Below are 15,908 nucleotides of genomic sequence, written 5' to 3'. Positions count from 1 at the left end.
CCTCGCAGTCCGCGATGGCCGTGCTGGAGGACGGCGGCAACGCCTACGACGCGGCCGTGGCGGGCGCGTTCCACGCCGAACAGGGCCCACGGCCTGGATCACGGCCCGTCACGGCTCCGCCCCGATCGGCGGACCCGGACGTTTCAGTCGGCGGGGGCCAGCTCGACGGGCACGCCGTTGAGGACCGCGTTGCCCGAGAGCGGGTCGAGCAGGCTGCCGTCGAGGAGCTGGTTGACGTTGACGCCCGGGTCGGCCGCGGCGTGCCTGAGCCGCGTCCCGGGCCGGTCGTGGCCCCAGCCGTGCGGCAGGCTGACCACGCCGGGACGCACGCCGTCGGTGACCTCGGCCGGGGCGGTCACCTCTCCTCCGGCTCCCTTCACGCGCACCGCCGCGCCGTCGCGGATGCCGAGGCGGCCGGCGTCGTCGGGGTGGATGTGGAGGGTGCAGCGGTTGGATCCCCCGGTCAGCGCGGGCACGTTGTGCATCCAGCTGTTGTTGGAGCGCAGATGCCGGCGGCCGACGAGGAGGAGCCCGTCCGGGCGCTCACCGAGCGCCCGGCGCAGCCGCGGCAGGTCGTCCGCGATCGGCGGGGGCAGCAGCTCGATCCTGCCGCTGGTGGTCCGCAGCGGCTGGGGCAGGCGCGGGCGCAGCGGCCCGAGGTCGATGCCGTGCGGGTGGTGGAGCAGTCCGGCCAGGCTGAGCCCGTCCGGCCGGGCGCCGAAACCGTCGCCGTAGGGGCCGAGGCGCAGCATCATGTCGAGCCGGCGCTCGGGGCCGCCCTCGCCGGTGAGCGAGGCGGCGAGCTCCTGCGGGTCCCGGCCGTGGACGGGCGAGTGCGGGTCCCGCACCGCCTTGCCGAGCGTCTGCTCGACCACCATCGCGTCGACGGCCGCCGGGTCGGCGCCGGGGCGGCCGTGGCCGGAGACGGCGAGGATCAGCCGGGCCAGAATCTCGGTCTCGGCCATCCGGCCGGGTTCGAGGGGGACCGCGGGGCGGGTGTAGCGGACCTGGTTGCGCACGGCGAGGGTGTTGAAGGCGAAGTCGTGGTGCGGGCTCTGCGCGGGCGGCGGCGGGGGCAGCACGACGTGGGCGTGGCGCGAGGTCTCGTTCAGGTAGGGGTCGACGCTGACCATGAAGTCCAGCGAGGCGAGGGCTTTGTCGAGCCGGTCGCCGTCGGGTGCGGACAGCACGGGGTTGGCGGCGACGGCGATCAGGGCCCGGACCGGCTCGCCCTCGCCGGTGGCGGTGTCGATCTCCTCGGCGAGCGCGGACAGCGGCAGCTCCCCCTTGGCCTCGGGGTGCCGGCTCACCCGGGAGTGCCAGCGCCCGAGCGCGAAGCCGCGGCCGGGCCCGGCGGGCCGGGGTGTCCGGTCGGTGGCGGCCTGCGGGAACAGGGCGCCACCGGGCCGGTCGAGGTTGCCGGTCAGGATGTTGAGGACGTCCACGAGCCAGCTGGCCAGGGTGCCGTGCGGGACGGTGCAGCTGCCGATGCGGCCGTATACGGCGGCGGTCGGGGCGGCGGCGAGGTCACGGGCGAGGGTCCTGATGGTCACGGCGTCGACGTCGCAGGCCGCGGCAACGGCTTCGGGGGTGAAGTCGGTGAGGGCGTCGCCGAGTTCGCCGACCCCCTGCACATGCGGCGCGAGGTCCTGGAGGTCGACGAGGCTCTCCTCGTACAGCACGTGCGCCATCGCGGCGAGGAGCAGGGCGTCGGTGCCGGGCCTGATGGCGATGTGGCGGTCGGCGAGCCGGGCCGTGCGGGTGCGGCGCGGGTCGACGACGGTGAGGGTGCCACCGCGGGCCTTGAGGGCCCTGAGCCGGCCGGGGAAGTCTGGGGCGGTGCACAGACTCCCGTTGGACTCCAGCGGGTTGGCGCCGAGCAGGAGCAGGTGGTCGGTGCGGTCCAGGTCGGGTACGGGGATGGCGTTCGCATCTCCGTAGAGCAGGCCGCTGGAGACGTGCTTGGGCATCTGGTCGACCGTCGAGGCGGTGAAGACGCTGCGGGTGCCGAGCGCGCCGATCAGGACCGGCGGGTAGAGGCCGCCGGCCACGGTGTGGACGTTGGGGTTGCCGAGGACGACCGCGACCGAGTGCGGCCCGTACCGCTCGGCGACCTGCCGGATCCCGGCGGCGACCGCGTCGAACGCCTCCTCCCAGCCGGCCTCCCGCAACTCGCCGTCCCGGCGTACCAGCGGGACGCGGAGCCGGTCGGGATCGGCGTCGACGGCGCCGAAGGACGCGCCCTTGGGACAGATGAACCCCTTGCTGAAGACGTCGTCCCGGTCACCGCGGGCACCGGTGACGCGGGTGCCCTCGATGGTGAGCGTCAGCCCGCAGGTGGCCTCGCACAGGGGACAGATTCGCAGGGCGGTGCGGGACACGGGTCCTCCCGGAGGGCGGCGGCGCTGGACTGCGGCGAGCATACCGACCGGTAGGCATGGAGGGGAGGGGTTCGCAGCAGGTCTCCCCGGTGCCAGGGGGCGCCCGCCTGGATCGCCGGGGCGCCGGTCGCGTCAGTCCAGCGCCCGCGCCAGATACGCCCGGAGCATCTCCCGCATCTCCTCGATGACCGCCTCGTCGCCCGCCGGGTCGACGCGGAACGCCAGCTGGATGAGGGAGTCCGCGGTCTCCACGGCGATCAGGACGGTGCGGCGGAGGTTCTCGTCGGACGTGCGGCCCAGATGGCCGGCGAGCAGCGCGGTGAGCCGGCCGGCGACCCGGTGGTTGGGCTCGTGACGGCTGCCGACGGGGAGCTGGTTGCCGAAGTCGACCAGGGAGAAGCCCGGCGCGGTCCGCTTCATCGTCAGGTACTCGTCGAGCACGGCGTCCAGGGCCGCGCGCCAGCCCCCGTCGCGGGTCTTCGTCAGCCGCTCCGTGACGCGTTCGGTGTACCGCTCGAGGTTGCGCTCGGCGAGGGCCTCCGCCATCGCACGCTTGTTGCCGAAGAAACGGTAGACCGAGCCGATGGGGACACCGGCCCGCAGCGCGACGGCCCGTGTGCTGAGGGCGTCGTAGCCCACCTCGTCGAGGAGGTCGGCGCAGGCGTCGAGAATCCTGGTCAGCCGTTCGGCGCTGCGCCGCTGCACGGGGGCTCGGCGGAACGGGGTCGCTGGGGACACGGACCTCATGATGCCCGTCGGCCGCGGATCAGTGAAGCGCGCGTTCACGGCGGGGCCGGCCACCCGAGGCGGACTCCCGCACCGTCGCCCGGGGTTGCCGGCCCCCGCCCGGTGGCCGTCGGGGCGCGCGGCCGGTGCCGGGGAGGCCCGCGCGACACCGAGGGCACGCGTCCGGGCCGGCATGCCGGGGGTGCGGGACGGCGGTCCGGCCCGTCGCATGCGCCCGGCGTCCGGTTCCGGCCATCGGCCGGGAAGGTGGGCCGGAACCCTCTTGCGCGGGGGAAACCGCAATCCTACGGTGTTCCATAGGAATCAGCCGGTAAGGGAGCGATCATGAGCGGGGACGCACGCAAGACCGCGGAGGCACTGACCTACCTCTCCGGTTTCGGCAACGAGCACAGCTCCGAAGCGGTTCCCGGCGCCCTGCCCGACGGCCGCAACTCCCCGCAGCGCGCCCCCCTGGGCCTGTACGCGGAGCAGCTCAGCGGCACGGCGTTCACCGAGCCGCGCGCCCACAACCGCCGCTCGTGGCTGTACCGGATCCGCCCCTCGGCCGCACACCCGGCGTTCACGCGCAGCGGCAACGGCGCGATCCGCACAGCACCGTTCACCGAGACGGCGCCCGACCCCAACCGCCTGCGCTGGAACCCGCTTCCGGAACCCGCCGAGGGCACCGACTTCCTGGCCGGCCTGTGGACCCTCGGCGGCAACGGCGACGCCACCCAGCGCACCGGCATGGCCGTACACCTGTACCACGCCAACTCCTCGATGGAGCGGGTCCTCAGCGACGCCGACGGGGAGCTGCTCATCGTGCCCGAGCGCGGCGGGCTGCTGCTGCGCACGGAGTTCGGCCTGCTGCACGCCGAGCCGGGCCACGTCGCGCTGATCCCGCGCGGGGTGCGCTTCCGCGTGGAGCTGCTGGACGATACGGCACGCGGATACGTCTGCGAGAACTACGGCGCCCCCTTCCGCCTCCCCGACCTCGGTCCCATCGGGGCCAACGGCCTTGCCAACCCCCGGGACTTCCGGGCGCCGGTCGCCGCCTACGAGGACGTGGAAGGCCCGGTGGAGGTGGTGAACAAGTTCTGCGGCAACCTCTGGACCGCCACGTACGACCACTCACCGCTCGACGTCGTCGCCTGGCACGGCAACCATGTGCCGTACGTCTACGACCTGCGCCGTTTCAACGTGATCGGCACCATCAGCTACGACCACCCCGACCCGTCGATCTTCACGGTGCTCACCTCGCCCAGCGACACCCCCGGGCTGGCCGGCGTCGACTTCGTCGTCTTCGCGCCGCGCTGGCTGGTGGGCGAGGACACCTTCCGGCCGCCGTACTTCCACCGGAACGTGATGAGCGAGTACATGGGCCTGATCGAGGGTGCCTACGACGCCAAGGCCGAGGGCTTCGTCCCCGGCGGCGGCTCGCTGCACAACATGATGTCGGCGCACGGTCCGGACCGGGAGACGTTCGACCGGGCGAGCGCCGCCGAGCTGAGGCCGCAGAAGGTGGACGACGGACTGGCGTTCATGTTCGAGACCCGCTGGCCGGTGACCCTGACGTCGCACGCGGCGGACGCGGACCACCTGCAACAGGCCTACGACGGCGTCTGGCAGGGCCTCCAGCGGCATTTCCGCCCGTTGCGCTGAGCGAGGCCCGACCGGTACGGATAGCCCCGTGACCTCTTTCGCCCCGGATTCGATCGTCCTGAACCGCAAGCTGCCCCTGTGGTACCAGGTGTCGCAGTCGCTGCGTGCCTCGATACTCGGGCGCTCGCCCCGGGACCCGCTGCGCCTGCCCACCGAGGAGCAGCTGGCGGAGCACTACGGCGTGAGCGTGCTGACCATGCGGCAGGCGCTCAAGGAGCTGGAGGACGAGGGGCTGATCACGCGCCGCCGCCGGCGCGGCACGTTCATCGAGCCCGGCGCGCGCCGGGGTTCCCCGGTACGGCTGCTGGGCTCGGTGGACGCGATCGTGGCGCAGCAGTCCGGCATGCGGTCCAGGCTGCTGGACCGCGGCACGGTGCCGGTGCCCGGCGACCTCGCCGAGTTCTTCCCTGACCTCGGCGAGGTCGCGACGTACCACCGGCTGCGCAGCGACGAGAAGACCGGCGAGCCGACCAACCACGCCCGCAACTACGTCCGTCCCGAGCTGGCCGAGCGCATCGCACCGGACGATCTGGCGCGGTGGCCGATGACGAAGGTGCTGCGCGACGTCGTGGGCGTGGGCATCGGCCGGATCACCGACACCGTCGAGGCACGGCTGGCCGACCCGAACACGGCGCGGCTGCTCGAGGTTCCGCTGCTCAGCCCCATCCTGCACTACACGGGCATCACCTACGGGACGGACGGACGGCCGCTGGACGTGGCGGTGATCCACTATCGCGGCGACCGCTTCTCGTTCACGGTCACGCTCGATGCGACCTGAGGCCGCCCCGTGAGCCCGGCACCCCGTCGTACGATGCCCGGCGTGACGCACGACGACGCCCCGCTGCTGGCGGACCTCATGCCGTGGTCCGTCGCACCGCCGCGGCTCGGCCGGGGGTGGCCGGCGGCCCCCGACGCGGCCTGCCTGACAGCGCGCTGGGACGCCCTGCTGAAGGCTCAGGGGCCGGACAGGGAGGCGCTGTTCGAGCCGACCCGCTCCCGCACCCTGCACACGGCGGTCGGGCAGCTGCCGGGCCGGTCGGGCGGCACCGGGAGGCTGGCCCGCGCCACGGGCCCCTGCCCGCCACCGGTGCGGGTGCTGCGGGCGCCCTTCGACGAGCAGTGGCTGATCCCGGACCACCGGCTGATCGACGCGGCCCGCCCGGAGCTGTGGCGGGTGGCGGACGCCGACCAGATCTTCGCGGTCGAGACGGCCTCCGTGCCGGGCGGCACGGGGCCGCTGCTGCTGGCGACGTCCCTGCTGCCCCTCCTCGGGGCCGGCCGCGTCCGCCCGCTGTACCGCCGCCCGGGAGCCGGTGAACCCAATCTGGCCCCCGGCCTGACGGACCTCCTGGCCGACCGCCTCGGCCACCGCCCCGGCCCGGTCGACGTCCTCGCCTGGATCCTCACGGCGGTGCGCCCCGGGCCCGGCGGGCTCACCGTCCCGTTGACGGGGGACGCCGGACTCTGGGCGGCCGGCGTCGAGTCGGGCCACCGCATGCTGCGGCTGACGCGCCGCGACGGGGAGCGCCCCAAGCTTCCGGGCGGCCGCCGGCCCTACGTCCGCGCGGCCCTGCCGGCCCGGCCGCGGACCATCCACCACGACCGCGAGGAGGAGACCCTGCACCTGGACGGGGGCCGCATCTCCCCGGTGCCGGCCGCGGCATGGGACTTCGAGGCAGGCGGCGTGCGCGTGCTGGAGCGGTGGTTCGCGGCCCGGACGGCCGAGGCGGAGCCGGGCACCCTGGCGACGATCCGCCCGGCGGCCTGGCCGCAGGCGTGGACGTCCGAACTGCTGGAGCTGATCACGGTCCTGACCCTGTTCGCCGAACTGCCCCCGCCGCCGCCGCGGGAGCCGGCGGACCGCTCCCCGATCACGGCGGCGGAGCTGCGCGCGGCGGGCGTCCTGCCGGTGCCGCGGACCGCCCGCCGCCCCGCCTCCGTGCTCGACCACCGCGAGGAAGGCCCGGAGGGCCAGTTCGCCCTGCTCTGACCAGGGACCTCCGCCCCGGCAGCGGCACGGACGCGACCGCCGGGGCACGCGAGGTGCGGGCGGGACGCGCCGCACCGCCGCCCGGACGCCCGCTTCAGGCCGGCCGGCACCGGCCCCTGCGCGAGGGCCGCCGCCGGGCCGCGAGTGCCCGACTACGGCGCCGGGGGCGTGCCGTGGTGACCGGCGCGCAGCCGCCGGCCGGCGGGCGACCTGCCGGGCGGGTGGCCGGCGGGAGCACGGGCGTGGCTGCGTCGACGCGGGGCAGCGCGTCCGCGGGGGCCGTGGCGGCGGCCGGACCGCGGCCTGTCACGCAGCCCCGCACGACCTCCGGTCGCGCGGGCGGCACGTACGCGGGCCGGGGGCCGGCACGGAGTGACCGGCCGCCCGCGGACCGCGACCAGCCGCACGGGAGCCCGGGCGGTCTCCGGGCGGCGGTGTCGCGACTGGTGACAGGAGCGCCGCTCAGCAGACATGATCCCTTCCGTGGACCAGCTCCCCCTGCCCCTGGAGGGCATCACCGTCGTCGCCGTCGAGCAGGCGGTCTCCGCCCCGTTCGCGACCCGGCAGCTCGCCGACCTCGGCGCCCGGGTCATCAAGGTCGAGCGCGTCGACGGCGGCGACTTCGCCCGCGGGTACGACACCGCCGCAGCCGGACTCGCCTCGCACTTCGTGTGGTGCAACCGCGGCAAGGAGTCGATCGCGCTGGACCTGAAGGACCCGCGGGGCCCGGAGGTCGTCCGCCGCCTGGTCGCCGGCGCGGACGTGTTCGTGCAGAACCTGGCCCGGGGCGCCGCGGCCCGGCTCGGCCTGGACGCCGCCACGCTGTGCGCCGCGCACCCGCGGCTGGTCGCCGTCGACATCTCGGGGTACGGGTCGTCGGGCCCGTACGCGGACAAGCGGGCCTACGACATGCTCGTGCAGTGCGAGGCCGGTCTGGTGTCGGTGACCGGCACACCGGAGCAGCCGGTGAAGGCGGGCTTCCCGGCGGCCGACATCGCAGCGGCCATGTACGCCTTCTCGGGGGTGCTCGCGGCCCTGGTGCGGCGTGGCACGACCGGGCGCGGCGGCCCGGTGGAGGTGTCGATGCTGGACGCCCTCGCGGAGTGGATGGGCCACCCGCTGCACCACACGATGCACGGCGGCACTCCGCCCGCGCGCACCGGCCTCGCGCACGCCGTCATCGCACCCTATGACGCCTACGCGACCGCGGACGGCGGTCAGGTGCTGCTGTCGGTGCAGAACGACCGCGAGTGGCGGCGGCTGGCCGAACAGGTGCTGGGGCAGCCGGAGGCGGGGACGGCGCCGGAGTACGCGACGAACGCGGCCCGGGTGGCGCACCGGCGGCGCACCGACGACCTGGTCGCGAAGGCGCTGGGCGCGCTGGACACCGACGAGGCGCTGGCGCGGCTGGAGGGAGCGGGCATCGCCTGCGCGCGGCTGCGCGGCCTCGACGAGGTGGCGCGCCACCCTCAGCTGGCGGCCCGTGAACGGTGGCGGGAGGTGGGGACGCCGGTCGGGCCGCTGCGGGCGCTGCTGCCGCCGATCACACTGCCGGGCGGATCGGCGCCGCGCATGGGGGAGGTGCCCGCGCTCGGTCAGCACACCGAGGCGCTGCTGCGTGCCGTGGGGATGACGGACGACGAGATCGCAGCGTTGCGCCGGGACGGTGTGGCGGCCTGAGCGCGGGCCCTGGTGAACGGCGGGGGGACGCCGTGCCGGTCAGCGCCCGCCGAACAGCGAGCGGCGCAGTCGGCGCAGCGGCGCGAACAGCGACACCCGGCTCACCCGTGCGCCCCTGCCCGTGCGGTCGTGTGTGTCACGCGCGGTCAGCTCACGCATCAGCAAAGTGGCCTCGGCTGTCTCGCGCTGCGGGACGGCAGGCCCCGCCAGTACCGCGAGATGGCGGTCGAGGCGCGAGCTGGTCGCACTGCTCCCGCAGGTGATCGCAGGGACCCTCGCCCTGCTGCGCACTGTTATCTGCTCCATGTCACTCCCCACCCGTACGAGTCCACCCGGCCCGGGCAGAGTAACCCTATCGCCCCCTCGGGGCACCCGTGTATCGCGGCCGCACTATTCACCTTCCCTGTCAGGGGGTTGACGATTACTCGTCCAGCTCGCCGATCCGGCCGGGCGGCCGTCCTGGACCTTCGTGGCCGCCTTCGCCGGACGCCCGGCCGTCCGCCGGCAGCCCCTCGGCGCCCGCCGGCAGGCGACGGGACACCGCCTGACCGACGACGAACCCCTGCTTCGGCGGACTGCTCCAGCGGCACCTCACTGCGATGTCCCACGAACGCGTCCGGATCGCAGTGGCAGGGCGGGTGACCATCGCGCAGGTGGCCGAGGAGGCCGGTGTCTCCGGCGAACTTCCCCGGCCCGGCCACCGTGTGTCAGCCACTGCACGACATGGGGCGGTGCTCGACGCGGGGCACGACCTCGTGGTGGGCGGCGCCGTAGGAGCGGGGCCTGTCGGTGACGACCACCCGCAGCACCGCGCGCGTCCCCTTCACCAGGTCGCGGAGACAAGCGCCCGGCCGCGCCTTTGTCCCGCCGGTTCCGCACGAGGACGTCCAGGGCGGTGCCGTCGGCGCCGACGGCCCGCCACAGGTGCCGTTGCCGGGCCTCAGAGCGACGTCATGACGTGCTTGATCCGGGTGTAGTCCTCGAAGCCGTAGGCGGAGAGGTCTTTGCCGTAGCCGGACTTCTTGAACCCGCCGTGCGGCATCTCGGCGACGAGGGCCATGTGGGCGTTGATCCACACACAGCCGAAGTCGAGGTTCTTCGACATTCTCATCGCTCGCGCGTGGTCCCTGGTCCACACCGAGGAGGCGAGCGCGTAGTCGACACCGTTGGCGTACCGCACGGCCTGGGCCTCGTCCGTGAAGGACTGGACCGTGATGACCGGGCCGAAGACCTCGTTCTGGATGATCTCGTCGTCCTGGTGGAGGCCGGACACCACGGTCGGGGCGTAGAAGTAGCCCTGCTCGCCGACCCGGTGGCCGCCGGTCTCGATCCTGGCGTGCTCGGGCAGGCGCTCGATGAAGCCGCTGACCTGGGCGAGCTGGGCCGCGTTGTTCAGCGGTCCGTACAGCACGCCCTCGTCGTCCGGCAGTCCGGTCCTGGTGTCGGCCGCGGCCTTGGCGAGGGCGGCGACGAATTCGTCGTGGACCGACTCGTGGACCAGGACGCGGGTCGCGGCAGTGCAGTCCTGCCCGGCGTTGAAGAAGCCGCCGATCACGAGGTCCTCGACCGCCTTCGCCAGATCGGCGTCCTCGAAGACCACCGCCGGGGCCTTGCCTCCGAGTTCCAGGTGGACCCGCTTGACGTCCTTGGCGGCGCTCTGGGCGACCTGGACGCCGGCGCGTACCGATCCGGTGATGGACGCCATCGCGGGGGTCGGGTGCTCCACCATGAGACGGCCCGTTTCACGGTCACCGCAGACCACGTTGAAGATTCCGCGGGGCAGTGCCAGCTCCTCCAGGACACCGCCGATGATCTCGGCGATCAGAACCGTGGAGGCCGGGGTGGTGTCCGAGGGCTTGAGGACCACGGCGTTGCCCGCCGCGAGCGCCGGGGCGAACTTCCACACCGCCATCAGCAAGGGGTAGTTCCAGGGCGCGACCTGGGCGCAGACACCGACCGGCTCACGCCGGACCATGGAGGTCATTCCCTCCATGTACTCGCCGGCCGAGCGGCCCTCCAGCATGCGCGCCGCGCCCGCGAAGAAGCGGATCTGGTCGATCGCGGGGGCGAGTTCCTCACTGCGGATGAGGCGGAGCGGCTTGCCGGTGTCCCGGCTCTCCGCGGCGACGAGTTCGTCGGCCCGTGCCTCCATCGCGTCGGCGATCTTCAGCAGTGCCCGCTGCCGTACGGACGGCGTGGTGTCGCGCCAGACGGGGAACGCCGAGGCCGCGGCCGCCATCGCAGCGTCCACGTCCGCGGCACCCGAGAGCGGGGAGGTCGCGTAGACGTCACCCGTGGTGGGGTCCACCACATCGAGCGTGCGGCCGTCCGAGGCGTCCGCGAACGCACCGTCGATGTAGTTGCGGAAGGTGGTGCTCATGGAACGTCTCTCCTGGTCAGGCGGGGGTACGGGCGGAAAGGTGCTCGTGGACGGCGACCCACCGGCCGTCGTCGGCGCGAGTGAAGACGATGGTCTCCCGTTCGTGGACCGTCTCCTCGCCGGTGTGGGTGGCGACCCGGGTCTCGACGTCGTGGCTGAAGACGGCCGTGTCGCCGAAGGGCTGGATCAGCTGTGCGGACGAGGTGCAGCCGAGGATCCGGAAGCCGTCCTGTTCCACCCACTCCTGCCACAGCGCCCGGTACTCGGCCGTGGAGCCGAGCCGCCGCGGGGTGGTGTGGAAGACGAAGGTCGCGTCGGGCGCGAAGGCGCCGAAGTAGTCGTCGATGCGGCCCTCGGCGAAGGCGGCGACCAGCGCGTCCGCGGCGGTCCGGACCTCCTGGACGGTGGTGGTGCTCATGTGCGGCTCCTGGTGGTGGGCGCTCGGGGGTCGGGCCGCAGCCCTGTGTTCGCTTGCGGCCGGTGACGGTGGGGTCTCAGTGGGTCACGGCGGGCTCGGTCACGGTCTCCTCGGCGCCGGTGATCGGCGGCACCGGGGCATCCGACGCGCGCACGAATCGGGGTCCGGCCGGTCCGTACACGGCGCGCGGTTCGGGGAACAGGGCGAGCAGGGCGAGGTAGAGCACGACCGCGAGGGTGAGGCCGACCAGCAGCGAGATGTCCGTGCCGCCCGCGAGATCGCCGAGCGGGCCGACGAACTGGCCGGGGAGGTTGGTGAAGAGGACCGCCACGACGGCGGAGACGAGCCAGGTGGACATGCCGCGCCAGTTCCAGCCGTGCGTGAACCAGTAGCGGCCGCCGCGTTGGCGGCGGTTGAAGACCTGCAGAGCCTCCGCGTCGTACCAGCCGCGCCGGGTGACGTAGCCGAGAGTCATGACGATCATCCACGGTGCGGTGCAGGTGATGATCAGCGTGGCGAACGTCGAGATGGACTGCGCGAGGTTGAGCGCGAAGCGGCCGGCGAAGATGAACGCGATGGACAGCACGCCGATGAAGAAGGTGGCCTGGACGCGGCTGAAACGCGTGAAGACGCTGGAGAAGTCGAGCCCCGTGCCGTACAGCGACGTCGTGCCGGTGGAGAGGCCGCCGATCAGGGCGATCAGGCAGAGCGGCAGGAAGTACCAGCCCGGTGAGATCGCGAGCAGTCCGCCCACGTAGTTGGGGGCGGCGGGATCGACGTACTTCTCGGCCTTCGACGCGATGATCGACGCGGTGGCCAGGCCGAAGAGGAACGGCAGCAGGGTGGCGATCTGGGCGAGGAACGCAGCCCCCATCACCCGGCGGTGCGAAGCCCCGGCCGGGATGTAACGGGACCAGTCACCGAGGAACGCGCCGAAGGAGACCGGGTTGGACAGCACGATCAGCGCGGAGCCGATGAACGAAGGCCAGAACAGCGGGTCGGCCGTGGACGTGAAGGCCCCCGCGTAACCGGCGTCGAAATCACCGGCGAAGGCGAAGGCGCCGAGCACGAAGAGGGCCGACGCCGCCAGGACCGCGATCTTGTTGACCAGCAGCATGAACCGGAACCCGTAGACGCAGACGACCAGGACCAGCCCCGCGAAGATCGCGTACGCGATGCCGTAGGTCACGTCCGACTCGGGGACGTGGGCGAGCCGGTGCGCGCCGCCGACGAGCGCGTCCCCCGAGGACCACACCGAGATCGAGAAGAACGCGATGGCGGTGAGCAGGGAGAGGAACGAGCCGACGACCCGGCCGTGCACACCCAGGTGCGCGGAGGAGGAGACGGCGTTGTTCGTGCCGTTGGCGGGGCCGAACAGCGCCATCGGGGCCAGGAGGAGCGCACCCACCACGAGACCGAGGGCGGTCGCCGCGACACCCTGCCAGAAGGAGAGGCCGAAGAGGATCGGGAAGGCGCCCAGCACACAGGTCGCGAAAGTGTTGGCACCACCGAAGGCGAGCCGGAACAGATCGATCGGGCGGGCCGTGCGGTCCTGGTCAGGGATCCGCTCCACACCATAGGTCTCGATCTCGGTTATCGACGCCGTCATGGCATCACCTTTCGGTCATACAGGGGGAGGCGCCACAGTCTGGTCCACTCGGATGACCAGCGACAATTGTGTACGTCACAGAGACGTAGGCTGTTTTGTGTGGCCAAGAACAAACTCACCGTCCGTGATCTGCTGTCCTTCCCGGCGCTCCGGCTCTCCGTGAAGGCCGGCAGCGCCGGTCTGGACCGGTCCGTGTCCTGGGCGCACGCCAGCGAGCTTGCCGATCCCACGCCCTGGCTCCTGGGTGCCGAGATGATCATGACGGCGGGTATGGCCGTCCCCCGTACCGCTGCCGGGCAGTGCGCCTACCTGGGGCGACTGGACGACGCAGGGGTGTCGGCTCTCGCCCTCTCCGCACAGCTGCACATGCCCCCGCTGCACGACGCGTTCTTCCAGGCGGCGGACGAGCGGGGCTTCCCGGTCCTGGAGGTGCCGCTCGCCGTCCCGTTCATCGCCGTCGCCCAGGAAGTCGCGGCCGCCGCCCAGGAGGACGCCCGGCACCGGCTGGGCGCGCAGCTCCAGGTCTTCGACTCGCTGCGCTGGCTGGTCGCCGAGGATCTCGACACGGCGACCCTTCTGCGCCGTCTGGAAGCCCTGTCGGGTTACGACGTCCATCTCTGCACACCGCAGGGCCGCCCGCTTCTGCCCGGCGTCGCCGTACCGGACCCCGCTGTCCTGCCCGCTTCCGTCGACGCACCGCCGACGATCCCCGGCGGATTCGTCCTCCCGGTGCCCGCGCCCGGCGGCCCGGCGGGCTTTCTGGTCGCCTACGAGCGTCAGGGTGCCCAGCCCGCGGGACTCGCCGTCGCCCAGCACATCGCCACCGTAGCGGCGCTGCGGCTGGCGATGGTGCGCAACGAGCGTGAGACGCTGCGCCGCGAGGGCGCGGAGACGCTGGCCGAACTGCTGCAGGAGGTAGTCGACCCGGAGGCGGCCCGCCGCCGGCTCGCCCGGCACGCGATCGAGGGCGACACCGTACTCCTCGTGGTGCGCCACACCACCGACGAGGCGCTGCTGCGCTGCCTGGAGGACCAACCCCATCTGCTGCTCACCCGCGGCGAGGACCGCTACGTCCTGGGGCCGTCGGAGCTGGCGGCGGCCGTCGGTGAGCTGCCGGCCGTGACAGCAGGGGTCAGCCGTCCCTTCCAGCCGGGCGCACCGCTGAAGGTCGCCCAGCGCGAGGCGCTGTGGGCGGTGGCCAAGGCCGGGGAGTCGGGCCGCCCCGTCGTCCGGTACGGCGACGACTCGACGGGGCGGTGGCTGCCCGACGACCCCGCCGTCCTGATCGCGCTGGTCGAGCACGTGCTCGGCGGGGTCCTGCGCTACGACGAGGCACATGGCTCGCAACTGCTGGTCTCCGCCCGTACCTGGATGGAGCGCGACCGCCGAACCGAGACGGCCGCGGCGGCGCTCCACATCCACCCCAACACCCTTGCCTACCGGCTGCGCCGCTTCGGCGCTCTCGCCGGCCGTGATCTGACATCGACCGGGGCTCTGGCCGAGGTCTGGCTGGCCATCCAGGCAGCGGGAGCGCTGGGCCTCACCGATTGAGCAGTTCGGTCACCGCCCGCCCGGACCTGGACGTGGCCGTGGCCCTGACCCGGCTGTCGCACGAGGACTATCCGAATCCGGCAGATTTCAGGCCGAGCTGGACGATTGGTTGCGTGGTCGGCTGCTCCGATCCCCCGTCGGGCTCGACGGTCACGGCCAGTGACGTGGCGGACCGGGTGAGGCCGGAGGCGACCAGGGGCGTGCCGGCGTCGAAGAGCCCGAGGGACTGCGGGCGCGCACCGGGACGCATCAGCCAGAGCTGCCGTACGTGTCCGCTCGGCGGGGCGCCGTATCCGCTCAGCGTGACGACGGCCCGCCCCTCCTGGGCGGATGCGACCACTCCGATACTGCGGCCGCGGGTGTCCCGGCCGGTGGCGGCCCGCGCGTCGGAGGCGGCCAGAACGTGGGCGATCTCACGTGCCCGGTCCCGCTCGGCGTCCAGCCGGTCCTGCGTCCGCTGGGCCTGGACGGCGAAGAGCGCGGCCACGACGAGGGCCGCGGCGGCGGTCAGGGTGGCGAACGGCGCGAACAGCGGGCGCGGCCGGGGCGCGCGGGCGCGCGCGGGCGGCGGCTGAACCCCCCACACGTGCGGGGGCAGTTGAGGGGTGTGGCCGCGGGCCGGGGCGGGCTCCTGCGCGGTGGCGCGGACGGCGGCCATGACCCTCTCGCGCAGCGCGGCCGGCGCCGGCGCGGCCGCCGACCAGGCCAGGCGCACCGCGTCCTCGGACAGGGCGCGGACTTCGGCGGAGCACCGGTCGCACTGTCCCAGGTGGCGCTCGAAGCGGACGCGTTCGGCGGGTTCGAGCGCGTCGAGGGCGTAGGGGGCGGCGAGGGAGTGCAGGTCCTCGCGGCGCAGCAGGCGGTCGAGCAGGCTCATGCCGTACCTCCCCGGCGCACACGGCACGGACGGTCAGGGGCGCTCATGCGACACCTCCCAGGCAGTTGCGCATCCGGGTGAGCCCGTCACGCATGCGCGTCTTGACCGTGCCCAGCGGCAGGGAGAGCCGCTCGGCCACCTCACGGTAGGTGTAGCCGTCGTAGTAGGCGAGGGTGAGCGACTGCCGCTGGAGCGCGGTGAGGCGGTCCAGGCAGCGCCGCACCCACTGGCGTTCCAGTCCGGCCTCCACCTCCTCGGCGACGTGGTCGAAGGCGGGCGCGGCGGCGCGCAGCGCCTCGCGCTGCTCGCGTTCGCCGGCGGCGCGGGCGCTGCGCACCCGGTCGACGGCGCGGCGGTGGGCAAGGGTGAGGACCCAGGACAGCGCGCTGCCGCGCTCCGGGTCGAACCGGGCGGCGGAGCGCCACATGTCGAGCAGCACCTCCTGCGCCACCTCCTCGGACTGGGCCGGGTCGCGCACCACGCGCCGCACCAGGCCGTACACGGGCCCGGACACCAGCCCGTACAGCTCCTCGAAGGCCTTCTGGTCACCCCCTGCCACGAGCACCAGGAGTTCGTCCGCCTCCACCCCGTACCCCCTTCTCCGCCGCGGCCGCCGCGGGTCCGTCCCGTCACG

At 73.6% G+C, this 15,908-nt stretch carries 13 protein-coding genes and 1 pseudogene; 5 read left to right on the top strand and 9 right to left on the bottom strand.

From position 1 onward, the window contains the following. Positions 1–143: 143 nt before the first annotated feature. Both ACWDNY_RS24575 and ACWDNY_RS24570 read right to left on the bottom strand, forming a co-directional pair. A complete protein-coding gene (locus ACWDNY_RS24575; RefSeq protein ID WP_451647951.1) occupies positions 144–2,381 on the bottom strand; it encodes a molybdopterin oxidoreductase family protein in 2,238 nt (745 codons plus the stop codon). Between the two features lie 132 nt (positions 2,382–2,513). Then, positions 2,514–3,128 carry a TetR family transcriptional regulator gene (locus ACWDNY_RS24570; protein ID WP_451647950.1) on the bottom strand — a complete coding sequence of 205 codons (615 nt, stop codon included), beginning with the start codon at positions 3,126–3,128 and terminating at the stop codon, positions 2,514–2,516. Between the two features lie 324 nt (positions 3,129–3,452). Between ACWDNY_RS24570 and hmgA the strand changes: the two genes are divergently transcribed. The 4 genes from hmgA to ACWDNY_RS24550 all read left to right on the top strand — a co-directional run bounded on the left by hmgA (position 3,453) and on the right by ACWDNY_RS24550 (position 8,439). Beyond that, positions 3,453–4,769: a homogentisate 1,2-dioxygenase gene (gene hmgA / locus ACWDNY_RS24565; RefSeq protein WP_451647949.1), complete on the top strand. Its 1,317-nt coding sequence runs from the start codon at positions 3,453–3,455 to the stop codon at positions 4,767–4,769. 28 nt (positions 4,770–4,797) lie between these two features. Further along, positions 4,798–5,547 carry a GntR family transcriptional regulator gene (locus ACWDNY_RS24560; protein ID WP_451647948.1) on the top strand — a complete coding sequence of 250 codons (750 nt, stop codon included), beginning with the start codon at positions 4,798–4,800 and terminating at the stop codon, positions 5,545–5,547. A 33-nt stretch (positions 5,548–5,580) separates the two neighbouring features. Further along, on the top strand, positions 5,581–6,759 hold the full coding sequence (locus tag ACWDNY_RS24555; protein WP_451647947.1) for a type ISP restriction/modification enzyme: 1,179 nt from the start codon (positions 5,581–5,583) through the stop codon (positions 6,757–6,759). Between the two features lie 471 nt (positions 6,760–7,230). Continuing rightward, positions 7,231–8,439: a CaiB/BaiF CoA transferase family protein gene (locus ACWDNY_RS24550; protein WP_451647946.1), complete on the top strand. Its 1,209-nt coding sequence runs from the start codon at positions 7,231–7,233 to the stop codon at positions 8,437–8,439. Positions 8,440–8,478: 39 nt separating this feature from the next. On the opposite strand, the gene ACWDNY_RS24545 is transcribed toward ACWDNY_RS24550, so the two are convergent. The 5 genes and pseudogenes from ACWDNY_RS24545 to ACWDNY_RS24525 all read right to left on the bottom strand — a co-directional run bounded on the left by ACWDNY_RS24545 (position 8,479) and on the right by ACWDNY_RS24525 (position 12,846). Continuing rightward, entirely contained in the window at positions 8,479–8,745 is a 267-nt protein-coding gene (locus tag ACWDNY_RS24545) for a hypothetical protein (RefSeq protein WP_451647945.1), read from the bottom strand. A 422-nt stretch (positions 8,746–9,167) separates the two neighbouring features. Then, positions 9,168–9,372 (bottom strand): annotated as a pseudogene (locus tag ACWDNY_RS24540) (DDE-type integrase/transposase/recombinase); the annotation flags it as partial. Between the two features lie 7 nt (positions 9,373–9,379). Then, complete coding sequence (locus ACWDNY_RS24535; RefSeq protein ID WP_451647944.1) at positions 9,380–10,819, bottom strand: gamma-aminobutyraldehyde dehydrogenase; 1,440 nt, start codon at positions 10,817–10,819, stop codon at positions 9,380–9,382. Positions 10,820–10,835: 16 nt separating this feature from the next. Next, positions 10,836–11,237 (bottom strand): YybH family protein, encoded by a 402-nt coding sequence (locus tag ACWDNY_RS24530; protein WP_451647943.1) that lies wholly within the window; start codon positions 11,235–11,237, stop codon positions 10,836–10,838. A gap of 76 nt (positions 11,238–11,313) precedes the next feature. After that, positions 11,314–12,846, bottom strand: coding sequence for a purine-cytosine permease family protein (locus tag ACWDNY_RS24525; protein WP_451647942.1), 1,533 nt, complete (start codon positions 12,844–12,846; stop codon positions 11,314–11,316). Between the two features lie 99 nt (positions 12,847–12,945). On the opposite strand from ACWDNY_RS24525, the gene ACWDNY_RS24520 reads away from it, so the two are divergent. Further along, the gene (locus ACWDNY_RS24520) at positions 12,946–14,397 is read left to right on the top strand and encodes a PucR family transcriptional regulator (protein WP_451647941.1); all 1,452 of its coding nucleotides are present in this window, start codon (positions 12,946–12,948) and stop codon (positions 14,395–14,397) included. Between the two features lie 67 nt (positions 14,398–14,464). Here ACWDNY_RS24520 and ACWDNY_RS24515 read toward each other — a convergent pair whose 3' ends face one another. Together ACWDNY_RS24515 and ACWDNY_RS24510 are read right to left on the bottom strand one after the other, a co-directional pair. Then, positions 14,465–15,274 carry an anti-sigma factor gene (locus ACWDNY_RS24515; protein WP_451647940.1) on the bottom strand — a complete coding sequence of 270 codons (810 nt, stop codon included), beginning with the start codon at positions 15,272–15,274 and terminating at the stop codon, positions 14,465–14,467. Positions 15,275–15,317: 43 nt separating this feature from the next. Further along, positions 15,318–15,860, bottom strand: coding sequence for a sigma-70 family RNA polymerase sigma factor (locus ACWDNY_RS24510; protein WP_451647939.1), 543 nt, complete (start codon positions 15,858–15,860; stop codon positions 15,318–15,320). Positions 15,861–15,908 lie beyond the last annotated feature (48 nt).

The sequence above is a fragment of the Streptomyces sp. NPDC003697 genome (genome assembly GCF_053587115.1).
The sequence above is the reverse complement of the archived record's forward strand: the minus strand, read 5'-3'. Positions and strand labels throughout refer to the sequence as shown.

Coding starts and splice junctions, on each gene's coding strand:
- ACWDNY_RS24570 (WP_451647950.1), bottom strand. CDS start 3,128: ATGAGGTCCGTGTCCCCAGCGACCCCGTTCCGCCGAGCCCCCGTGCAG.
- hmgA (WP_451647949.1), top strand. CDS start 3,453: ATGAGCGGGGACGCACGCAAGACCGCGGAGGCACTGACCTACCTCTCC.
- ACWDNY_RS24555 (WP_451647947.1), top strand. CDS start 5,581: ATGCCCGGCGTGACGCACGACGACGCCCCGCTGCTGGCGGACCTCATG.
- ACWDNY_RS24550 (WP_451647946.1), top strand. CDS start 7,231: ATGATCCCTTCCGTGGACCAGCTCCCCCTGCCCCTGGAGGGCATCACC.
- ACWDNY_RS24545 (WP_451647945.1), bottom strand. CDS start 8,745: ATGGAGCAGATAACAGTGCGCAGCAGGGCGAGGGTCCCTGCGATCACC.
- ACWDNY_RS24535 (WP_451647944.1), bottom strand. CDS start 10,819: ATGAGCACCACCTTCCGCAACTACATCGACGGTGCGTTCGCGGACGCC.
- ACWDNY_RS24530 (WP_451647943.1), bottom strand. CDS start 11,237: ATGAGCACCACCACCGTCCAGGAGGTCCGGACCGCCGCGGACGCGCTG.
- ACWDNY_RS24525 (WP_451647942.1), bottom strand. CDS start 12,846: ATGACGGCGTCGATAACCGAGATCGAGACCTATGGTGTGGAGCGGATC.
- ACWDNY_RS24515 (WP_451647940.1), bottom strand. CDS start 15,274: ATGAGCCTGCTCGACCGCCTGCTGCGCCGCGAGGACCTGCACTCCCTC.